General features: G+C 70.6%; 18 protein-coding genes and 1 pseudogene. 11 read left to right on the top strand and 8 right to left on the bottom strand.

From position 1 onward, the window contains the following. Nucleotides 1-6: 6 nt before the first annotated feature. Nucleotides 7-1416 carry an NADP-dependent succinic semialdehyde dehydrogenase gene (locus CIK06_RS10690; RefSeq protein ID WP_095564701.1) on the bottom strand — a complete coding sequence of 470 codons (1410 nt, stop codon included), beginning with the start codon at nt 1414-1416 and terminating at the stop codon, nt 7-9. 13 nt (nt 1417-1429) lie between these two features. Beyond that, nucleotides 1430-1699 carry a hypothetical protein gene (locus tag CIK06_RS10685; RefSeq protein ID WP_095564700.1) on the bottom strand — a complete coding sequence of 90 codons (270 nt, stop codon included), beginning with the start codon at nt 1697-1699 and terminating at the stop codon, nt 1430-1432. A gap of 123 nt (nt 1700-1822) precedes the next feature. Between CIK06_RS10685 and CIK06_RS10680 the strand changes: the two genes are divergently transcribed. After that, entirely contained in the window at nt 1823-2671 is an 849-nt protein-coding gene (locus CIK06_RS10680; RefSeq protein WP_095564699.1) for a GDSL-type esterase/lipase family protein, read from the top strand. A gap of 250 nt (nt 2672-2921) precedes the next feature. Here the strand turns inward: CIK06_RS10680 and CIK06_RS10675 are convergent. Next, nucleotides 2922-3545, bottom strand: a pseudogene (locus tag CIK06_RS10675) (EcsC family protein); the annotation flags it as partial. Between the two features lie 542 nt (nt 3546-4087). On the opposite strand from CIK06_RS10675, the gene CIK06_RS10670 reads away from it, so the two are divergent. The 7 genes from CIK06_RS10670 to CIK06_RS10640 all read left to right on the top strand — a co-directional run bounded on the left by CIK06_RS10670 (nt 4088) and on the right by CIK06_RS10640 (nt 11178). Continuing rightward, nucleotides 4088-4969, top strand: a complete 882-nt coding sequence (locus tag CIK06_RS10670; RefSeq protein WP_095564698.1) for a hypothetical protein — start codon at nt 4088-4090, stop codon at nt 4967-4969. Between the two features lie 146 nt (nt 4970-5115). Continuing rightward, nucleotides 5116-6348, top strand: a complete 1233-nt coding sequence (locus CIK06_RS10665; RefSeq protein WP_157756702.1) for a peptidoglycan-binding protein — start codon at nt 5116-5118, stop codon at nt 6346-6348. Beyond that, the gene (locus CIK06_RS10660; RefSeq protein ID WP_095564696.1) at nt 6345-7073 is read left to right on the top strand and encodes an ABC transporter ATP-binding protein; all 729 of its coding nucleotides are present in this window, start codon (nt 6345-6347) and stop codon (nt 7071-7073) included. The genes CIK06_RS10665 and CIK06_RS10660 overlap by 4 nt, the downstream gene beginning before the upstream one ends. Next, a complete protein-coding gene (locus tag CIK06_RS10655; RefSeq protein ID WP_095564695.1) occupies nt 7055-8317 on the top strand; it encodes an ABC transporter permease in 1263 nt (420 codons plus the stop codon). Before CIK06_RS10660 ends, CIK06_RS10655 begins: the two co-directional genes overlap by 19 nt. 266 nt (nt 8318-8583) lie before the next feature. Further along, nucleotides 8584-9501, top strand: a complete 918-nt coding sequence (locus tag CIK06_RS10650; protein WP_095564694.1) for a proteasome assembly chaperone family protein — start codon at nt 8584-8586, stop codon at nt 9499-9501. Nucleotides 9502-9535: 34 nt separating this feature from the next. Beyond that, nucleotides 9536-10321 (top strand): exodeoxyribonuclease III, encoded by a 786-nt coding sequence (locus CIK06_RS10645; RefSeq protein ID WP_095564693.1) that lies wholly within the window; start codon nt 9536-9538, stop codon nt 10319-10321. A gap of 47 nt (nt 10322-10368) precedes the next feature. Then, nucleotides 10369-11178, top strand: a complete 810-nt coding sequence (locus CIK06_RS10640) for a class I SAM-dependent methyltransferase (protein WP_198348184.1) — start codon at nt 10369-10371, stop codon at nt 11176-11178. Nucleotides 11179-11185: 7 nt separating this feature from the next. Here the strand turns inward: CIK06_RS10640 and CIK06_RS10635 are convergent, their stop codons facing one another. Further along, nucleotides 11186-12451, bottom strand: coding sequence for an alkaline phosphatase family protein (locus tag CIK06_RS10635; RefSeq protein WP_198348183.1), 1266 nt, complete (start codon nt 12449-12451; stop codon nt 11186-11188). 250 nt (nt 12452-12701) lie between these two features. Between CIK06_RS10635 and CIK06_RS10630 the strand changes: the two genes are divergently transcribed. Beyond that, nucleotides 12702-13508: a hypothetical protein gene (locus CIK06_RS10630; RefSeq protein ID WP_157756701.1), complete on the top strand. Its 807-nt coding sequence runs from the start codon at nt 12702-12704 to the stop codon at nt 13506-13508. A 103-nt stretch (nt 13509-13611) separates the two neighbouring features. On the opposite strand, the gene CIK06_RS10625 is transcribed toward CIK06_RS10630, so the two are convergent. Both CIK06_RS10625 and CIK06_RS10620 read right to left on the bottom strand, forming a co-directional pair. After that, on the bottom strand, nt 13612-14301 hold the full coding sequence (locus CIK06_RS10625) for a class F sortase (RefSeq protein WP_095564689.1): 690 nt from the start codon (nt 14299-14301) through the stop codon (nt 13612-13614). A gap of 3 nt (nt 14302-14304) precedes the next feature. After that, the gene (locus CIK06_RS10620; protein WP_232534142.1) at nt 14305-14895 is read right to left on the bottom strand and encodes a hypothetical protein; all 591 of its coding nucleotides are present in this window, start codon (nt 14893-14895) and stop codon (nt 14305-14307) included. A gap of 205 nt (nt 14896-15100) precedes the next feature. On the opposite strand from CIK06_RS10620, the gene trmB reads away from it, so the two are divergent. Together trmB and CIK06_RS10610 are read left to right on the top strand one after the other, a co-directional pair. After that, entirely contained in the window at nt 15101-15892 is a 792-nt protein-coding gene (gene trmB, locus CIK06_RS10615) for a tRNA (guanosine(46)-N7)-methyltransferase TrmB (protein ID WP_198348307.1), read from the top strand. Nucleotides 15893-15918: 26 nt separating this feature from the next. Then, nucleotides 15919-18423 carry an RNA helicase gene (locus CIK06_RS10610; RefSeq protein ID WP_095564688.1) on the top strand — a complete coding sequence of 835 codons (2505 nt, stop codon included), beginning with the start codon at nt 15919-15921 and terminating at the stop codon, nt 18421-18423. Between the two features lie 26 nt (nt 18424-18449). On the opposite strand, the gene CIK06_RS10605 is transcribed toward CIK06_RS10610, so the two are convergent. Together CIK06_RS10605 and CIK06_RS10600 are read right to left on the bottom strand one after the other, a co-directional pair. Continuing rightward, entirely contained in the window at nt 18450-18893 is a 444-nt protein-coding gene (locus CIK06_RS10605) for an HIT family protein (RefSeq protein ID WP_095564687.1), read from the bottom strand. 125 nt (nt 18894-19018) lie between these two features. Continuing rightward, entirely contained in the window at nt 19019-19909 is an 891-nt protein-coding gene (locus CIK06_RS10600; protein ID WP_232534141.1) for a siderophore-interacting protein, read from the bottom strand. Between the last annotated feature and the right edge of the window lie 322 nt (nt 19910-20231).

Raw genomic sequence — 20231 nt, 5'->3', positions numbered from 1 at the left:
GTCAGCTCACTCGGAGTGCGCCGTACCCGCCGAGGCCGCGCCCTCGCCCAGCCACACCGTCTTGATGTTGCAGAACTCCCGGATGCCCCAGGCGGACAGCTCGCGCCCGTAGCCGGAGTTCTTCACGCCGCCGAACGGCAGCTGCGGGTACGAGGTGGTCATCCCGTTGATGAAGACGGCGCCGGCGTCCAGGTCGACGGCGAACCGCTCCTGCTCGGCCGGTTCCCGGGTCCAGGCGTTCGAGCCGAGCCCGAAGGCCGTGGCGTTGGCCAGTTCGACCGCCTCCTCGTACGAGGAGACCCGGAACAGCCCGGCCACCGGGCCGAACACCTCCTCGGACCACATCCGCATCTGCGGGGTGAGGTCGGCGACGACGGTGGGCGGGTAGAACCAGCCGGGGGCGTCCGGGCGCGTCCCGCCGCAGAGCACCCGGGCGCCCCGGTCGACGGCGTCGCGTACCTGCTTCTCGACGTCCTCGCGGCCCTGCGCGGTGGCCAGCGGCCCCACGTCGGTGCCGCCGGCCATCGGGTCGCCCACCCGCAGCGCCGACATGTGCGCCACGAACTTCTCGGCGAACGCGTCGTACACGTCGGTGTGCACGATGAACCGCTTGGCCGCGATGCACGACTGGCCGTTGTTCTGGCAGCGCGCGGTGGTGGCGACCTCGGCGGCCCGGTCCAGGTCGGCCGAGGGCATCACCACGAACGGGTCGCTGCCGCCCAGTTCGAGGACGGTCTTCTTCAGTTCCCGGCCGGCGATCTCCGCGACGGACCGGCCGGCGCGCTCGCTGCCGGTGAGCGTCGCCGCCCGGACGCGGGGGTCGGACAGGACCCGCTCCACCTGCTTTGAGTCGATCAGCAGGGTCTCGAACGCCCCGGCCGGAAAGCCCGCACGGGTGAAGAGTTCGCCGAGGTAGACCGCCGTGTCCGGCACGTTGGAGGCGTGCTTGAGCAGACCGGTGTTGCCGGCCATCAGCGCCGGGGCTGCGAACCGGATCACCTGCCAGAGCGGAAAGTTCCACGGCATCACGGCCAGTACCGGGCCGATGGGCTGGTACCGGGTGAACGCGCGGGTGGCGTTCACCGCGGCGGCGTCCGCCGGCTCGTCGGCCAGGAATCGTTCGGCGTTCGCGGCGTAGAAGCGGCATCCGCTGGCGCACTTGGTGACCTCCGCCTTCGCGGCGGCCAGCGTCTTGCCCATCTCGGTGGTCATCATCCGGGCGACGTCGTCGATCTCCCGCTCCAGCAGGTCGGCCGCGGCGGTCATCCACCCGGCCCGCTGGGCGAAGGTGGTCTGCCGCAGCGCCAGGAACGCGGCCCGGGCGCGGCCGATCGCGGCGTCGATCTGCTCGTCGGTGTTCTCGTCGAAGGTCTTCACGGTCTGGCCGGTCGCGGGGTTGACGCTGGCCATGGACATCCCGTACTCCCGTTCACTCGAAGGGCGAGTGGTGCGTACCCGGTGGTTCGGCGCGGCGGCGGGCGATCCGCCGGCGCTGCACGACAACCAGGTCGACGGCCGCGACCACGGCGAGCAGGAACAGCAGCGCCGCCGGCGGCCAGTAGCCGGCCCGGGCCACCAGTATCCCGAAGACCAGGCTGACCACCAGGCCGAACGACGCCAGGATCAGCCGCAGGTTGAGGGCACTGTAGGCGTGTCCGACCGTACCGCGGGCACCGCGTGGTTGCTGCCGTGCTGCCATCTGGTGCAACTACCCGTGCCGGCGTACGGCAAACTGTCCGGTGACCGGGCGGACCCTTCCGGCGGGCCGGCAGGACACCGTACAGTAGCCGGGCAGTTGCCGTCGGTAGAACCCGGGAGTCCGATGCCTCGCCGCTGGATCGCCGCCGTGGCGGCGATCGCCCTCGCCGTTGTCGGGATCGCCTGCGAGGGGGGCGACATCCACCGCCCCGAGCACAGCCCCTCCCCGCACCAGCGGTCCGCCTCGATCGCCGCGCTCGGCGACTCGATCACCACCGCCTTCGGCTCGTGCCTGGCGCTCACCTCCTGCCCGCGCAACTCCTGGTCCACCGGCAGCGGAATCCGGGTCGACAGCATCCGCAGCCGGCTGCTGGACGACGACCCCGGGCTCGGGCTGGACACGCACAACGAGGCGGTCGCCGGGGCCCGGGCGACCGCCCTGCCGGACCAGGCCAGCGCCGCGGTCCGGCACCGGGCCGACTACGTGACGATCCTGATCGGCGCCAACGACGCGTGCCGGCCCGACATCGACCAGATGACGAGCGTCTCCGACTTCCGCGCCGATCTGGACCACGCGCTGCGGATCCTGCGCAAGGGCCGGCCCAAGGCACAGGTGCTGGTCGCCAGCATCCCGGACCTGAACCGGCTGTGGTCCGCCGGCCACACCGACCGGCTCGCGGTGCGGGTCTGGGCGCACGGGGTGTGCCCCTCGCTGCTGGCCAATCCGACCTCGACCGCCGCGGCCGACGCGCACCGCCGCGCCGCGTTCGCGGCCCGGATCGACGCGTACGACGACCAACTCGCCGCCGCCTGCGCCGGGTACGGCAAGCGATGCCGGTACGACGGCGGTGCCGTGCACCGGGTGAAGATCACCATGGACATGGTGAACCCGCTGGACTCGTTCCATCCCGACGTGGACGGGCAGCACCTGCTGGCCTCGACCGCCTGGCATGCCTGGCGGCTCGGCTCCTGAGCGGGCGCCGACGCCGACGGCGCCGCCGGCCCCGGTCCGGCGGTCAGGACCCGCGTCGCGGACGTTCCCGACGCTCCGACTCGCCCGGCGGCTGTTCCGCCCCGGCTTGCGGAGGTTCCGGCTCGGCTCGCGGAGGTTCCGGCTCGGCTCGCGCGGATTCCGCCCCGGCTTGCGGAGGTTCCGGCTCGGCTCGCGCGGATTCCGCCCCGGCTTGCGGGCGTTGCGACCCGGCTGGCGCGGATTCCGACCCGCGTTGCGCCGGCACCCGGCCCGGCCCCGGCCGGTACAGCTCCCGCGCCCGCCGGGCCAGTTCGGTGGTGGCCGAGGAGTTCGCCCAACTGCCCAGCAGCACCGCGGCCCCGGGCACCGCCTTGGCGAACACCCGCTTGACCGCCCGCACCCCGGCCATCCGGGCCAGCCGCACACTGAGCCGCAGCAACGCCTGGTGCAGTGGCGTCTCGGTCCGGGCGAACAGCGCGCTGGCGCGTTCCCGACCGGCCGCCACCCCGAGGGCCAGCCGCGCGCTCTCGGTCACCTTGTGCACGCGCTGCAACACCAGCAGGTCGCTGGCCCGCTCCGGCCGGGTCGGGTCGACGCCGTAGGCGGCCGCGATGTGCAGCACCATCCGGGCCTGCGTCCAGGCCAGCACGCCGACGTCGATGATCGCGGCGGAGAGCCCGGCGGCCCCGGACACCGCGCCCGAGAGGCGGGCCAGGTTGACGAACCGCCGGGTGGCCAGCTGGGCCAGCTCGTCGCCGGTCAGCCCCGGCCGCGCGGCGCGGGTCCGCTGCGCCCAGCGGGCCGCCTCCGGACCCCACCGGCGCACCGCCTCCAGCGCGAGGTGCTCCGGGGCGTACTGCGGATCCTGGCGCATCCGGTCCCACAGACCCGCCGGCAGCGAGGCCGGTCCGGACGGCTCGGCGTCCTCGCCCACCACCCCGCCGCGTGTGGTGTCGGTCACGGCACCCTCCTGGATCTCTGCTCGACGCGGTCACCGCACCGCGCCGAACGACGTCGGCAGCCGTCATCCTTACCCAGAATGGCCGTCGCCAACGACACCGCGCGCACCGACTGCACCTGCACAGCCATGGTCGAGGCGACTCCTGCGCCCCGCAACCGCATGAAGCGGTCTCGCTTCGCACCACAAGCGGCACCACCCGCTCCATGCCGGCCACCGATCCCACGAGAACCTGAATGCCTGACGTGATCGCATGAACACATATGGCCACCTGCGCCGGACCGAACCGAGACGCCAACTCCACCGCAGTGGTCGACGCCGGCGTGGCCACCACCCCGAGACCGGCGTGTCGACACGCTCAAGAACAGCTGTTCGGGTACGTAAGGTGTTGCTGGGGACGTGTTGTGTTGCGCGCCCCCAGCAACACACACAGACGAGTACTGCTAGGGGGATGCGGGGTGCTCAAGCAAGGGGTGGCCCTGCTGCTGGCCGCGGCCTCGTTGCTGACGGCGACGGCATGTACGGCGAGCGGACAGACCGCGACGCACGAGCCTGCTCTGGATCCGTCCGTGATGGAGCTGGATCCAGGGGCGGTGAACCCCATGGCAATCGACTACCCGTTGCGGACTTACAATGTCGGCAACGAATTTGTGCACACCGTGGAGCGCGGGGTGGCTCTCCTGGAACAGGCGTGTTTCCGTAGGTTCGGCTTGGACCTGCCCCTGCCGGCGCCACCGGATGCACGGCCCTACCCTGTCTGGGACTGGTACGGGCTCTGGGATGAGCAGACCGCGAGGCAGTACGGCTACTCACCACCCCCATGGGGAGGCGGTGGGGAACCCTTCCCAGCTGTGGTGCCAGCCGACTGGCAGCGACTGCTGGTTGGTCCTGCCCGCCTGTTCAACGGTGTGGAAGTCCCGGAGGGGGGATGCCAGGGCTCCGCACACCGGGATATCGGTCTCGACCGTCAGCCCGACGGGCAGCTGGTAGAAACCCTGCAACGGGACGCCGTCACGCGTGCGCGTCAGCACAGTGGGGTCGCGCCTCTCGTCTCCGCTTGGGCGGACTGTTTGAAGAAGCAGGGCTGGGACTTCAAAGATCCCGCGGAGCCGTTCCAGATAGTACCGGCCAGGGGCGATGAGTCGGAGATGGCAAGATTGGCCGCCGCTGATATTCAATGCAAGAAGGAGACGGGACTGCTCCGCGCGTGGGTGGCCGCGGACATCGCCTACCAGCGGCTGCTACTGGAGGAAAACTCCGAGAAGCTGCGCGACTGGACGCAATGGTGTGATGAGGTCGTACGCAAGTCGAACGACGTTGTCGCGAGCGCCGGGCAATGAACTCCATAAAGCCGTCCTCCGAGGCCCGCTCTCAGAAGCAGCCGACCAAGGCAAGCCCTCCTTTGGCGTCGCGGCGACGCTTACTTGCCGCGCTTGTCGGTGGATCGGGCGTTGTCGCTACCTTCGGACTGGCTTCCCCACTTTGGATGAAGTCGCCGCAACAACTGGCTGCCGAAGCGAAAGGGCCGAACCCGACAACCTTGACGGCCGAGGTCGTGCAACGGCCGGTCAGACGCACGGTAGTTGTCAGAGGCGAGACGACTTCCCTTCAGCTCTTCACAGCTACACCGGTGCCGAGCACGGATGCAACACGGCCGGTCGTAACCGGCGTCTACGTGAAGCAGGGCGATGAGGTGAAGGCAGGGACCGTACTGGTCGAGGTTGCCGGAAGGCCGTTGATCGCTCTGCCCGGCGTGGTGCCGGCGTACAGGGACCTCAGGCCGGGAGCGACGGGCAAGGACATCGCCCAACTACAGCAGGCTCTACGACGGCTCGGCCACGCTCCCGACGAGTACGACGGACGCTTCGGCTCGGGGACAAAGCACGCCGTATCGGCTCTGTATTCGAGGCTCGGCTACTCAGTTCCCACCACCGGCGAAGCTGATGCCGCCGCCGTCCAGGCCGCTGAAGCCGCCGTAGTACAGGCGGAACGACGCGTCGACGACGCTCGTGATCTTGCCGAGGCCGACCCGGAAACGCCCGGTGGCACAGCATCCCACGCCCAGGCAGTGAAGCAGCTGGATCGCGCCAAAGAGGACCTTGCTGTCGCACGTGATCGACTCGAACAGCTCAAGCGCACCACTGGTCCCATGCTGCCGCAATCGGAAGTGATCTTCCTGCCTTCGTTCCCGGCACGCGTGCCGCAACTGAAGGCGATCGTCGGTGCGGACGTCACGTCACCGCTTGTCACTCTCGCCAGTGGACCGCTCGTAGTACGTTCAGACGTCAGCCCGGCACAGCGGGAGCTGTTGCAACAAGGGATGCCCGCCAACGTCGTGATCGGCTCGGACGCGGAGGTCGGCGCCGACGTGACCAGTATCGGTGCCCTCCAGCAGAACGACGGGCAGCCCTCGACATACCCGGTCTTCATCACGCCGAAGAAACCGCTTGACGCCAGCTCCGCTGGACTTCAGGCGCTCGTTACCGTGGAGATCGCTTCCAGCGGCAAGGATGTGTTGGCCGTGCCTGTCTCAGCATTGTTCTCGGGAGCAGACGGCAAGACCTACCTGCTGCGCGCTGACCCCACCGGTGAGCAGCAGGTGGCTGTCGTTGCGGGCATCAGCGGCGAGGGGTTTGTGGCGGTCACACCGGCCTCGGGAGACCTGGCGCCGGGTGACCGTGTCGTGATCGGGGTGCGCAGCGGTGACGGCGGATCATGAGCACCAACCTTATCGAGCTGATCGGCGTCGCCGTGACCTATCCGGGGCCGCCTCAGGTCAAGGCACTGCGCGCCGCCGACCTCGCTGTGGCTCATGGCGAGCACGTCGCGCTTGTGGGACCGTCTGGGTCCGGAAAGTCGACACTTCTCAACGTTCTCGGGCTACTGCAGCGTCCGACACAGGGCCGTTATCTCCTTGACGGTCTCAATACCGCCGACCTTGCCGATAGTGAAATGTCGGCCCTACGCGGCCACCGTATCGGCTTCGTGTTTCAGTCCTTCCACCTCCTACCGCACCGAACAGCGCTGGAAAATGTCATGCTCAGCCAGCTCTACCAAGGCATATCGCTGAAGGCGCGCAGCGCGGTGGCGGCCGAGGCTCTTGAAAAAGTGGGGCTGACCCACCGCCGCAATGCAACACCAAACCAGCTCTCCGGCGGAGAACGTCAACGGGTCGCGATCGCTCGAGCACTGGCGCCGCAGCCCAGTCTGCTGCTTTGCGACGAGCCAACGGGCAACCTCGACAGCGTCACAGCGGCAGGCGTGCTGGATTTGATCGACGATATCCGCACGGACGGCCCCACGATCATCGTGATCACCCACGACGACTTCGTCGCTGGGCGTGCTCAACGCATCGTCTCCATGCGCGACGGACAGCTCAGCGCCATCGCGCACGGAGAGGATCATGGACCGTGGACGGTCCACTCATGCGAGGGCTGTACATGATACGGCGGAGACGCCGTACCAGCAGTGCCAGCTCACGGCTCGGCGTCCACGGCCTGGTTACCGAAGCGATAGCCGGAATTCTTCAGCGTCCTGCGCGGACGGCCCTGACCATCGTCGGTGTAGTGCTCGGAGTCGGATCCTTCGTCGCCGTTCTTGGCCTCACCAGCACGGCCAGGGGGCAGATCAGCCAACGGTTCACCGCCCTGGCCGCCACCGAAGTCACCGTCACGGAAGTTCCTGATGCCGCGGGACTGCGTACGGCCTCCCTGTTTCCCGCTGACTCGGATGCCAGGGTTCGGTCGCTGAACGGCGTGAACGCGGCCGGTGTCTTCTGGACCGTGCACCCGGACGACATAACCTCCGTTGTCGGCGTGCCACTGCCCGGCGAGCGAGGCGACGACTACATGCCGGTGGTTGCCGCCTCCCCAGGAATCTTCAACGCCGTCCACGCGACGTTCGCGCAGGGACGGGCCTTCGCCGATGTTCACGACACACGTGGAGAACTCGTAGCCGTTCTGGGATCCGCGGCGGCGAGCAGTCTCGGCATTTCCGGCCTGGACGGCAACGGACCCGCAATCCTCGTCAACGGCACGCCGATAACGGTGATCGGCATCATAGCCGACGTCGATCGCCATCCAGAACTGCTTGGTGCCGTGATGTTACCGCGACATACTGTTGAGGGCCTTTGGGGCAGTCGTCCCGACCCTTCCCAACCGGCCCAGATGGTCGTGGACACGCAGCTGGGCGCCGCGGAGGCCATCGCGGAACAGGCGGCCCTAGCGATACGGCCGGATCTACCCGAGGGCTTCACCACCACGGCACCGCCAGACCCGAGTACGCTACGCAATCAGATCGACTCTGATCTATCATCTCTCCTCATGATTCTTGCCTGCATATGCCTCGCAATCGGGGCCGTTGGCATCGCCAACACAACTATCGTCGCCGTTCTCGAACGAGTTCACGAGATCGGCCTACGCAGGGCGCTCGGTGCCAAACGAGTCCACATCGCCGCCCAGTTTCTCGCGGAAAGCACGGCCTTGGGAACGATCGGTGGCACGATCGGCCTCGGTATTGCCATCATATGCATGATGCTCGTGGCTGCCGCCCAGCAATGGACTCCGGTAGTCGACCCGGCCATCGCACTACCCGCTCCTCTCCTGGGCACGCTCATCGGTCTGCTCGCAGGGGTCTACCCGGCGGCTCGTGCGGCACGTGTCGAGCCCGCCGAGGCGCTGTCCAGCTAGTGGTTCATGACTCGCTGGCCAGGACCATCGGGACGGCAAGAAAAGTGTGCCGCGATGCACAGCGCCCAAACGGAGTCCTCCAGCGAAGGCAACGGGATGCGAGTCGGGTACTCGCCGTCCGGTACGTGGAGATCCACGTCACCACCGGTCCTCGATGGCGACCGCGATTCGGGATGCTTGGCTGGGATGGACGAAGATGGCGGCAGCGTTGTGCCCGACAGGGGCGTCCGCGGGCGCGACCCGTGGCATGGAGGAGGTCTGGACCGGTGCGTGATCCGCACGAGCTGTACGAAGTTTCCGACGACCTGCCCGAGCTGGGCAAGCCGGTGCTGATCCAGGCACTCACCGGATTCGTGGACGCAGGCAACGCCACCCGGTTGGCCCGGGAGCACCTGGCCGCGACGCTGGAGGGTCAGCTCGTGGCGACCTTCGACGTCGACCAACTCATCGACTACCGGTCCCGGCGACCCCCGATGATCTTCATCGAGGACCGCTGGCACAGCTACGAGGACCCGCGGCTGGAGCTGCGGGCCTTCACCGACGCCGGCGGCGTACCCTTCCTGCTGCTCACCGGCCCGGAGCCGGACGGCCAGTGGGAGCGTTTCGTGGCGGCGGTCATCGCGTTGATCGACCGGCTCGGCGTGCGCCTGACCGTGGGACTCAACTCGATCCCGATGGCGGTGCCGCACACCCGGCCGGCCGGGGTCACGGCGCACGCCACCCGCCGCGAGCTGATCGTCGGCCACGAACCGTGGCTGCAACGGGTACAGGTGCCCGGCAGCGCGGGTCACCTGCTGGAGTTCCGGCTCGGCCAGCAGGGCCGGGACGCCCTGGGATTCGCCGCGCACGTGCCGCACTACGTCGCCCAGGCCGAGTATCCGGCCGCCGCCGAGCTGCTGCTCAGCTCGGTCTCCACCAGCACCGGGCTGCTGCTGCCCAGCGACGCGCTGCGGGCCGCCGCCGAGGAGGTGCGCTCGGACATCGACCAGCAGGTCGCCGGGACGGCGGAGGCCGCCACCCTCGTCCAGGCGCTGGAGGAGCAGTACGACGCGTTCACCCGCGGCCGTACCGGGAGCAACCTGCTGGCCTCGCAGTCCGGCCCGCTGCCCACGGCCGACGAACTGGGCGCGGAGCTGGAGCGGTTCCTGGCCGAGCAGAACCGCGGAGAGAACCCGGGCGGCTGAGCGTCGCGCGGGCACATCGGGCAGGCTGGGTGGCATGCGCCTGGCTACGTGGAACGTCAACTCGGTGAAGGCACGGCTGCCGCGGCTGCTGGACTGGCTGGCGGCCACCGAACCGGACGTGGTGTGCCTGCAGGAGACGAAATGCCCGGACGGGGCCTTCCCGGTCGAGCAGGTGGGTGAGCTCGGGTACGCGGTGGCCAGCCACAGCGACGGCCGGTGGAACGGGGTGGCCGTACTCTCCCGGGCCGGGCTGGACGACGTGGCGGTGGGCTTCCCGGACGAGCCCGGCTTCCCGCTGCCCGAGGCCCGGGCCATCGCCGCGACCTGCGGCGGGGTCCGGGTGTGGTCGATCTACGTGCCGAACGGCCGGACCCCGGACTCGCCGCACTACCGCTACAAGCTGGGCTGGCTCGCGGCGCTGCGCGACGCGCTCGCCGCGCAACTGCGCTCCGGTGTGCCGCTGGCCGTCTGTGGCGACTTCAACGTCGCGCCGACCGACGCCGACGTGTGGGATCCGAGCCTGTTCGCCGGCTCCACCCACGTCACGCCGGCCGAGCGGCGGGCCCTCGCCGAGTTGCGCGAACTCGGCCTGGTCGACGTGGTGCCGACCCCGATGAAGGGGCCGCACCCGTTCACGTACTGGGACTACCGGGCCGGGATGTTCCACCAGAACAAGGGGATGCGGATCGACCTCGTCTACGCGAGCGCCGCGCTGGCCGACAACGTACGGTCGGCGTACGTCGACCGGGAGGCCCGCAAGGGGAAGGGACCCTCCGATCACGCGCCGATCGTGGTCGACGTGACACCGGACGCCGGCTAGCCCCAGCGGTCGGCCGTCCACGGACAGCGGCGGGGGCGATGGTGGACGTGAACCGGAACCGACGTCATCTCGGTCGGGTGTTCGGCGAGGTGCCCGAGCTGTACGACCGGGTGCGGCCGGGATACCCGGCGCGACTGTTCGCCGACCTCGCCGCCATCGCCGGGTTGGACGCCCGGTCCGCGCTGCTGGAGGTGGGCTGCGGTACCGGTCAGGCGACCCGCTCGCTGGCGACGCTCGGCGGCCCGGTGACCGCCGTCGAACCGGCCGCGGCCATGGCGGCGCTGGCCCGCCAGCGGCTCGCCCACGCCGGGAACGTCACGGTGGAGACGTCCACCTTCGAGCGCTGGCCGGACCGGGGGCGGCGGTTCGACGCGGTGGTGGCCGCGGCGTCGTGGCACTGGGTGGACCCGGCGGTCGGCTGGCCGCGGGCGCACCAGGTGCTGCGGCCCGGCGGCTGGCTGGCCCTGATCGGCAACGTCGTGGTCCGCCGGCCCGGGGAGCCGGAGGTGTACGCCGAGACCGCCGACCTGCACGAACGGTTCTCGCCCGGCAACCCCGACTGGGGTCACCCTCCGCTGGAGGAGCGGGTCCGCGCGACCGACCGGGGGTGGGGCGAGGTCGCGGATCCCGGCGGCCTGTTCGACCCGCCGGTGGCGCGCTGGTACCCCGCCGTTCAGTGGCTCGACGGGGAGGGCTTCGCCGATCTCCTGCGCTCGCTGTCGATCTACCGCAGGCTCGACCCCGACGTCCGCGAGCCGTTGCTGGACGCCGTGGCCGAGCGCATCCGCGGCCGGATGGGTGACCGGGCGCCCCGCCGCTACCTGAGTGTGCTGCGGATCGGCCGGCGCACCGGGTGAGCCCCGCCTACCGCTGCCTCAGCGGCCAGCCGGCCTCGATCGCGGCGCCGCGCAGCCAGGCCCAGTCGGCGTTCTCCTGCAACCGGGCGGCCTCGGCCTCGGCGGCGCTCCGCCCGCCCTGGGCGAAGCAGGGCAGCACGAACACGCTCGGCACGTCCCACTGCGGGGCGCTCAGGTCGGGCGTGCCGAAGTCGAGCACCTCGGCCAGGTTGTTGGCCGCCGCGTCCCGCGGGGTCAGCGACGCCAGGTTGTACCGCCACTCGATCATCTTGAGGATGGATGTGTGGTCGTACAGGCCGTGTGCCACCGACCCGCGCGGGGCCGTCGGCGCGACGACGAGGGTGGGGATGCGGAAGCCGCGCAGGCCGGTCTGCGCGGGGTTGGTGTCCGGCGCGCTGGCCGGCGGCACGTGGTCGAAGAAGCCGCCCCACTCGTCGAAGGTGAAGACCAGCACCGTGTTCGGCCACCCCGGTCCGCGGGTGACCGCCTGGTAGATCCGGTTGAGAAACGCCTCGCCGTTACGGATGTCGCCGTGCGGGTGGTAGTCGTTGGACAGGCCGTCGACCGCCTCCAGGAACAGGGCCGGCTCCACGTAGCTGACCGCGGGCAGCGTGCCGGCCGCGGCGTCGGCGAAGAACGTGTCCAGGCTCTTGCTGAAGCCCAGGTACCGCAGCCCCCACATGGCCGAGAACGGCACGTCCGAGTAGTAGTAGCGGCGCGAGACGCCGGCCGCGGCGAGACGGTCGAAGATCGTCGGGATGGATGTGAAGCTGAACGTGTTGGAGGTACGGTCGGTCTGCGCGCCCCACAGGTAGAGCCGGTTCGGAAAGGTCGGCCCCATCGTGGAGGCGAAGAAGTTGTCGCAGACCGTCCACGCCGGTGCCGCCTTGCCGAGGAACGGCAGGTCGTTCTGCTGGTAGTAGCCGATCGAGAAGACGTCGCTGGCCCGCAGCCAGCCGTCGCAGGCACCGTTGTTGTATTCGGTCCGCCCGCCGTCGTACGAGTGGTTCGGGTCCGACCAGGCGCAGCCCTGGGTGGTGGTGAGGTGGTGCGTCGGGTGCACGGTCCCCGACTGGTCCGCGAAGGACAGCCCCGCCTGCTTGCCGTCGGCGGCGGGCAGCCAGCCGAGCAGGTGGTCGAAGGAGCGGTTCTCCATGCACACGACGACGATGTGCTCGATCCCCGAGGCGGCGGGGCTGGGCAGCGCCGCCAGCGGACCGGCGGCCGCGTCCTGCGGTGACAGCAGCGGAGCGCCGGCCACGGCACCGGCCACACCGGCGGCTCCGGCGAGAACTTTACGACGAGAGATGTCCATACATCGAATTGTCGGCGAGCGGTGACGGACGGAACAGGGGCCGCGGCGGGATTTGGTCCGGACGTAGCCAAGCCTTCAGCGGACGCTCGCCGCACCGCCAGTTGCCGGACCACCCCGGCTCCCTGGCTGGCGCCCGGGTGCGACCATGAATCCGGCTGCTGCAGAGTCGGACGTCGGGCCGCACGAGGCGCGCCACGGAGGGGACGCCGTGACACCACTTTCCAGGATTCTCGGAAGTCCACTTCTCCAAGACCTGCGGGACGCGGCGGCAACCGCCCAGGCGCTGGCCCTGTTCATCACACTCATCACCTCAACCGGCGCCGCAATGTACCTCGCCTGGCACCGGTTCCCGCCTCCCGCCGCGGCGACCAGTGCCCTGGCGGTCATCGCCGGCACAGCAACCGCTGCCCGACTGGGCAACCGGACACGCAGCGGCTCCCCCTACATCGTTCTGCTCCAACGAGCGACGCTGCTCGTGCAACGCGCCGGAACCCACCGTCGGTACACCTTCACGCACGAGAAAGTGGTCATGGCGCGGCAGGACGGCGTGCGACTCGTCGCGTTTCCCTGGCACTGCACCGGCCAAGGGAGTGTGTCACCCACCGTGGCCCCACTCGACGCGACGCACACGGCCCTACACTCGGGATACCCCGAAGAAGACGGCAGCTACCAGCGCTGGATCTACTTCGGCAAGGCGATTCCCCGCGGCCAGAGCAGCAGAGCCGGACTGGTCACCGTCATGGAGGACGACGTGCTATCGATGTTGCGTTTCTTCCGCGCCGGCGCACGACCACATCGCGTCGTTCAACTCGAGGTGACCCTCGTCTTTCCCAAGGATGAGGAGCCCGCAGAGGTACACGGTTTCGAGTGGAACGAGAAGAAGCCACAGTCGGGCGGCACGCATACACAGCTCGCGATAGTCAGAAATCTCGATACAACCACGAACAGGGTTTCTCATGCGCTTCGCGTAAGACACCCGAAGCGCCATCTCCGCTACGGCTTCCGGTGGACCTGACGGAACACCGGCGGGGGCCATGGTCGGCTTCCCGGCCAGGCGTTGCATCTCCGACGCCGGATTCATCACGACGCCCTCCCCCACCCCACGGTCGGTCGGTCGGTCAGAGCTTGCGCGAGCCGATCAGGGAGGCGAACGCCACCACGTTGTCGGAGTAGCCGACGCTGCCGCCCAGCCAGTCGCCGCCGCAGGTGATCAACCGCAACTGGGGCCGGCTGTAGTCGCCGTACACCCGCTGGGCCGGCAGTTTGCCCTTGTCGAAGTGTTCCACCGAGTTGACCTCGAAGATCGCGGTGGACCGGTCGGCGCGGGACACCTCGATCCGGGCGCCCGGACGCAGCCGGACCAGGTCGTGGAAGACCGACGGCCCGGACCTGGTGTCCGCGTGCCCGACCATGATCGCCGGCCCGAACTGCCCGGGCGTGGGACCCCGGTCGTACCAGCCCACCTGGTTGTGCTTGGCCAGTTCCGGTACGGCGATCGAGCCGTCCTCGGCCAGGCCGACCCGCATCACCGGCGCCTCGACCTTGATCGATCTGACCACGAGCTTCACCGGCGAGCTGGGTTCCAGCACCGGGAACGATCGGGGCGGCGGCTTGTTGCCACCGCTGAGCCAGGCCCACGGGCCACGGCTGGCCTGGCCGAGCCCCGCACCGGTGGCGAAGACGCCGAACAGCAGCAGGAGCACCGAGGCCGGTCCGAACCACCGCCGCCGGTCCCGCTCCGGCGCGTACCGCCGCGGTGCGCGGCGCGGCCGCAACGCCGGCCGGCGGACGTGGTGGATCGCGGGCATGGCCTAGCGGCGGACCGGTCCGCGGACCGGGCGCCGACCCGCGCGGACCCGGACCGGTACGGCCCGCCGGCGCAGCGTCAGCACCCCGAGGACACCACCCAGCGCCACCGCCAGCAGCCCGACCAGCAGCAGCCCACCGCCCGACCCCTGCCCCGCGGTACCGCCGAAGCCGGTCGCCGGCCCGCGGCTGGGCTGTCCGGCCGCCAGCACCATCAGGCTGGCGGTGGCGTCCGGGCCGCCCGGGCAGTTCAGCTTCACCCGGAAGGTGCCGGCCCTGGTGTCCGCCGGCACGAGCGCCGCGGCGGTGAGCACGTCCTGCTGGGGCTGCACGGTGACCGTGCCGAACGCGCCGGATTCGACGGTTGCCGGCTGGGAGTTGTCCTGGCAGCTCGCCCGGATGCCGACGAGGCTGCCGGCCTGGACGGTGTCGGGGTTGAGCTGGACGAAGACGTTGGCGGCGTACGCGGGCGTGGCCACCGGCAGCACCGCGGCGACGCCCAGCGCAAGACCGGCCAACACCGCGACGACCAGCGCGGGGCCGAGCAACGCGGGGCCGAGCAACGCCGCCGGCCGTCGGGGGCCGGCGTGCCGCATCGAGCGCATGATCACCTCCGGGCGCCGTGCGCCGGGTCGCCCCGGCCACCTCCGCCGTTTGTAGAAATCCTCTCATCTCCGATGGGTGCGGCACAGCCGCTTGCCCGGTTGGGCGTAGGCTCGGGCCCTCGTGAGTTCCAACGACACGACCTCCCGGGCGACCGCCGCGACCGCCGCGACCGGTCGGACCCCCGCCGACTCCGGCATCCGGGCCACCGTCCGGACCTTCCACCCGCGTCGCGGCCGGCTCAGCGGGCGCCATCTGGACGCCCTGGACCGGCTCTGGCCCCGGTACGGCCTGCCGGTGCCGAACGAGCCGGCCGCCGGCATCCACTCCGCCGAGCCGACCGCCGCCCAGCCGCACCCCGCCGGCACGCACCCCGCCGGGCCGACCGCGGCGGGCACGGCCGCCGAGCCGGCCGACCCGATCGATCTGGCCGGGCTGTTCGGTCGGAGCGCGCCGGTGGTGCTGGAGATCGGTTCCGGGATGGGCGACGCGACCGCCGCGATGGCGGCGGCCGATCCCGAGCGCAACTACCTGGCGGTCGAGGTGCACACGCCGGGCATCGCCAACCTGCTCGCGGTGATCGAGCGGCGCGGGCTGCACAACGTACGGGTGGCCGACGGCGACGCCCTGGTCCTGCTCCGGCGGATGATCCCGCCGGGCGCGCTGGCCGCGATCAACGTCTTCTTCCCTGACCCCTGGCCCAAGGCGCGGCACCACAAGCGCCGGCTGATCCAGCCGGCGCACGTGGCGCTGCTGCGGGACCGGTTGGCGCCGGGCGGCCGGCTCAACTGCGCCACGGACCTGCCGGACTACGCGTACGCGATGCGGCAGACGCTGGACGCGGACCCGGAGCTGGGCAACGCGTACCCCGGATTCGCTCCGCGCCCGCCGGAGCGTCCGGTGACGAAGTTCGAGCGGCGGGCCGCCGCCGCCGGGCGCCCGATCTTCGACCTGGTGTACGAGCGCACGGCATCCGGTTGGCGCGCGTGACAAGATCAGGGCAGGATTGACCGGTCATGACGCTCACCGATCAGATTCCGGCCGAACCGGACGCCGATGCCCTGTACGACGCCTTCGCGGAGTGGGCCAAGGGTCGCGGCCTGGACCTCTACCCGCACCAGGAAGAGGCGTTGATCGAGATCGTCTCGGGTGCCAACGTCATCCTGAACACCCCGACCGGCTCCGGGAAGAGCCTCGTGGCCACGGCCGCGCACTTCGCCGCGCTGGCCGGGGACCGGGTGAGCTTCTACACCGCGCCGATCAAGGCCCTGGTGTCGGAGAAGTTCTTCGCGCTCTGCGAGATCTTCGGCGCGCACAACGTGGGCATGCTCACCGGGGACGCGAGCGTGAACGAGGACGCACCGATCATCTGCTGTACGGCCGAGATCCTGGCGAACATCGCGCTGCGCGAGGGGCGCCGGGCCGACGTCGACCTGGTGATCATGGACGAGTTCCACTTCTACGCCGAGCCGGACCGGGGCTGGGCCTGGCAGGTGCCGCTGATCGAGCTGCCGCAGGCCCAGTTCGTGCTGATGTCGGCCACCCTCGGCGACACCACCCGGTTCGTCGACGACCTGAGCCGGCGTACCGGCCGGTCCACCGCCGTCGTCGCCTCGGCCCAGCGGCCGGTCCCACTGATCTTCTCGTACGCGATGACCCCGCTGCACGAGACCCTCGAAGAGCTGCTGGAGACCAGGCAGGCGCCCATCTACGTCGTGCACTTCACCCAGGCCGCGGCGCTGGAGCGGGCGCAGGCGCTGATGAGCGTGAACGTCTGCACCAGGGCCGAGAAGGACATGATCGCCGAGGCGATCGGCAACTTCCGGTTCACCGCCGGCTTCGGCCGGACGCTGTCCCGGCTGGTGCGGCACGGCATCGGCGTCCATCACGCGGGCATGCTGCCCAAGTACCGGCGGCTGGTGGAAACCCTCGCCCAGGCCGGCCTGCTCAAGGTGATCTGCGGGACCGACACCCTGGGAGTCGGCATCAACGTGCCGATCCGCACGGTGCTGTTCACCGGTCTGTCCAAGTACGACGGGGTGCGGACCCGGCTGCTCAAGGCGCGGGAGTTCCACCAGATCGCCGGCCGGGCCGGCCGGGCCGGCTTCGACACCGTGGGCCGGGTGGTGGTGCAGGCGCCCGAGCATGTGATCGAGAACGAGAAGGCCCTCGCGAAGGCCGGCGACGACCCGAAGAAGCGGCGCAAGGTGGTCCGCAAGAAGCCGCCCGAGGGGTCGATCGGCTGGGGCCAGCCCACCTTCGAACGGCTGGTGGCGGCCGATCCGGAGCCGCTGACCTCCAGCTTCCAGGTCAGCCACTCGATGCTGCTGAACGTGATCGGCCGGCCCGGCGACGCGTTCGCGGCCATGCGGCACCTGCTCACCGACAACCACGAGGACCGGGCCGCGCAGCGCCGGCACATCCGCCGGACCATCGCGATCTACCGCGCGCTGCGCGCCGGCGGCGTGGTCGAGGAGCTGCCCGAGCCGGACGAGCAGGGCCGGCGGGTACGCCTCACCGTCGACCTTCAGCTCGACTTCGCGCTCAACCAGCCGCTCTCCCCGCTCGCGCTGGCCGCGATCGAGCTGCTGGACCGGGAGTCCCCGGCGTACGCCCTGGACGTGCTGTCGGTGATCGAATCCATCCTGGACAACCCCCGGCAGATCCTGTCGGCCCAGCAGTTCAAGGCCCGCGGCGAGGCGGTGGCCGCGATGAAGGCCGACGGCATCGAGTACGAGCAGCGGCTCGAACTGCTCGACGAGGTGACCTGGCCGAAGCCGCTCGCCGAGCTGCTGGCGGCGGCGTACGAGATGTACCGGCGCGGCCACCCGTGGGTGGCCGACCACGAGTTGGCGCCCAAGTCGGTGGTCCGGGACATGTACGAGCGGGCGATGACGTTCACCGAGTACGTCTCGTTCTACGGGCTGTCCCGCTCCGAGGGCCTGGTGCTGCGCTACCTGGCCGACGCGTACAAGGCGCTGCGGCAGACCGTGCCCGAGGACGCCCGTACCGAGGAGCTGACCGACCTCATCGAGTGGCTGGGCGAGTTGGTCCGGCAGGTGGACTCCAGCCTGATCGACGAGTGGGAGCGGCTGCGCAACCCGACCGACGCCCCCGTGGCGGTGCTCGACGAGCGGCCCCCGGCGGTCACCCGCAACCTGCGGGCGTTCCGGGTGCTGGTCCGCAACGCGCTGTTCCGCCGGGTCGAGCTGGCCGCGTTGCGCCGCTACGACGAGCTGGGCGAGTTGGACGGCGCGGACGGCTGGGACGCGGACGCCTGGGCCGAGGCCATGGGGCCGTACTTCGACGCGTACGGCGAACTGGGCACCGGCCCGGACGCCCGCGGCCCGGCGCTGCTGATGATCGACCAGGGCCGGGACCGGTGGACGGTCCGGCAGATCTTCGACGACCCGGACGGCGACCACGACTGGGGCATCAGCGCCGAGGTGGACCTCGCGGCCTCCGACGAGACCGGCGCGGCGGTCGTCCGGATCACCGACGTGGGCCAGCTGGGGACCTGAGGCTAGCCGGTGCCCGCGGGCACCGGCTACTCGCTGCCCGCGGGCACCGGCGCGCCGTCCACCGCGGGCCGCCAGGACGGGGTACGCACCGGCGCGTGCTGCGGCGGCCGGTTGCCCGGGTCCTTGAGCCAGGCCCGGATTCCCCGGCCGGCCAGCGGCTCCTCCCGGTAGCGCGGCACCAGGTGGCAGTGGGCGTGCAGGACGGACTGCCCACCCACCGGATCCACGTTCCAGCCCACGTTCCAGCCGTCCGGCCGGTGTGCCCGGCCGATCATCGCGCGCAGCTCGGTGAGCAGGTCGCGGGTTGCCGCCCACTCCGCCTGGGTCAGCTCGAACACGGTCCGGCGGTGCGCCCTGGGCAGCACCATCGCCGACCCGACCGGCACCTCCTCGGTCCAGATGGCGTAACAGGAGTCGTTCTCCAGAACGATCAGCGAGGCGACCGCGGGCAGACAGAACGGGCAGTCCATCGACAAAGGATGCGGGAGCGGGTCGGCCCGGCGCCACGTCCGACGCGACCGAAACCGGTTCCGGTCGCCCAGATTCACCCAGGGTGGCACAGACGATCACGGAACGATGATCGCCCGCGGTCCGGTCAGCGCCTCTTCGGCGCCCTCCAGTACCCGCAGAACATGATGCGCTCCTTCGGCACCCCCGCCGCCACCCAGTGCCGGCGCAGCGCCGACGGCAGCCCCTGCTCACCGGCGGTCCACGCGTAGACGGTGGGCGGCGGCGCCGGCATCGCCCGTACCGCGGCGAGTGCCGCCCGGCCGGGTAGCGCCCGGGGGTCGTCCCGGGTGACCCAGGTGATCCCGACCCCGGCCGGCGCATCGAGCCGCTGGCGGTCCTCCTCGGACGGCACCTCCAGCACCGCGTGCCCCTGGGCGTCCCGGGCGAGCGAGGCGAGGATGCCGGCGGCCGCGGGCAGGCCGGTCTCGTCGGCGACCAGCAGCACCCGGTCGGCGTCGGCGGGCGGATTGAACATGATCCCCTCGTCGAGGATCGCGACCCGGTCGCCGGGCTGGCACGCCTCGGCCCAGGTGGCGGCCGGGCCGGCCGCGCCCTGATCCGCGCCCTGATCCGCGCCGGGTTCGCCGGTGCGCGGCTCGCCGGCGCCGTCCGCACCGCCGGCACCGGTCCGGCCGTGGATGACGAAGTCGACGTCCAGTTCCGGACCGTCCGGCCGGTACGCCCGGACGGTGTAGTTGCGCAGCACCGGTCGTGACGACTTCGGGATGGTCAGGAAGCGCAGGTACGAAAGGGTGTCGAGCCTGGCCGGCAGGCGTTCGAGCGAGTCGGAGTGCACCGGGAGGAAGAGCCGGAACCACTGGTCGAAGCCCATGTACCGGAACCGCGCCAGATCGTCGCCACCGAAGGTGACCCGGACGAAGTGCGCGGAGAGCCGTTCGCGGCGCGACACCTGGAGCACGAGCGGCTCCACCACGTCGGGCTTGAGCCGGGCATCCTTCATGTTCGTGCGCGCCATGGGCGCTAGGTTAGGCTAACCTAACTCCAAGGTCAACGACGGGAGGCGTCAACGACGGAGGACGCACCCGTACTCGGCTCCCAGGTCCGGACGCGCGCGACTGGCGCGCCGCCCAGCGACCGGACCTGCGACCACGGCATGTCGCCACTGTACGAACCACACCCACAGGATCGCCGGTAACCCGCTACCGCCGAGTTTGCACAACTCACGTACCGGGCGCTGGAGCATGTGATCAACGGGCGCACGCTGCGGGCGCTGCTGGAAGCGGACTTCGAGTGGCGGCCGAAGGCTGGGAGTACCGGCTCGGCTGAGCCGTCTCGCA

This window comes from Plantactinospora sp. KBS50 (assembly GCF_002285795.1).
GTDB lineage: Bacteria > Actinomycetota > Actinomycetes > Mycobacteriales > Micromonosporaceae > KBS50.
The sequence above is the reverse complement of the archived record's forward strand: the minus strand, read 5'-3'. Positions and strand labels throughout refer to the sequence as shown.

Coding starts and splice junctions, on each gene's coding strand:
- CIK06_RS10690 (WP_095564701.1), bottom strand. CDS start 1,416: ATGTCCATGGCCAGCGTCAACCCCGCGACCGGCCAGACCGTGAAGACC.
- CIK06_RS10685 (WP_095564700.1), bottom strand. CDS start 1,699: ATGGCAGCACGGCAGCAACCACGCGGTGCCCGCGGTACGGTCGGACAC.
- CIK06_RS10680 (WP_095564699.1), top strand. CDS start 1,823: ATGCCTCGCCGCTGGATCGCCGCCGTGGCGGCGATCGCCCTCGCCGTT.
- CIK06_RS10665 (WP_157756702.1), top strand. CDS start 5,116: ATGAAGTCGCCGCAACAACTGGCTGCCGAAGCGAAAGGGCCGAACCCG.
- CIK06_RS10660 (WP_095564696.1), top strand. CDS start 6,345: ATGAGCACCAACCTTATCGAGCTGATCGGCGTCGCCGTGACCTATCCG.
- CIK06_RS10655 (WP_095564695.1), top strand. CDS start 7,055: ATGCGAGGGCTGTACATGATACGGCGGAGACGCCGTACCAGCAGTGCC.
- CIK06_RS10645 (WP_095564693.1), top strand. CDS start 9,536: ATGCGCCTGGCTACGTGGAACGTCAACTCGGTGAAGGCACGGCTGCCG.
- CIK06_RS10625 (WP_095564689.1), bottom strand. CDS start 14,301: ATGCCCGCGATCCACCACGTCCGCCGGCCGGCGTTGCGGCCGCGCCGC.
- CIK06_RS10620 (WP_232534142.1), bottom strand. CDS start 14,895: ATGCGGCACGCCGGCCCCCGACGGCCGGCGGCGTTGCTCGGCCCCGCG.
- CIK06_RS10610 (WP_095564688.1), top strand. CDS start 15,919: ATGACGCTCACCGATCAGATTCCGGCCGAACCGGACGCCGATGCCCTG.
- CIK06_RS10605 (WP_095564687.1), bottom strand. CDS start 18,893: ATGGACTGCCCGTTCTGTCTGCCCGCGGTCGCCTCGCTGATCGTTCTG.
- CIK06_RS10600 (WP_232534141.1), bottom strand. CDS start 19,909: ATGGCGCGCACGAACATGAAGGATGCCCGGCTCAAGCCCGACGTGGTG.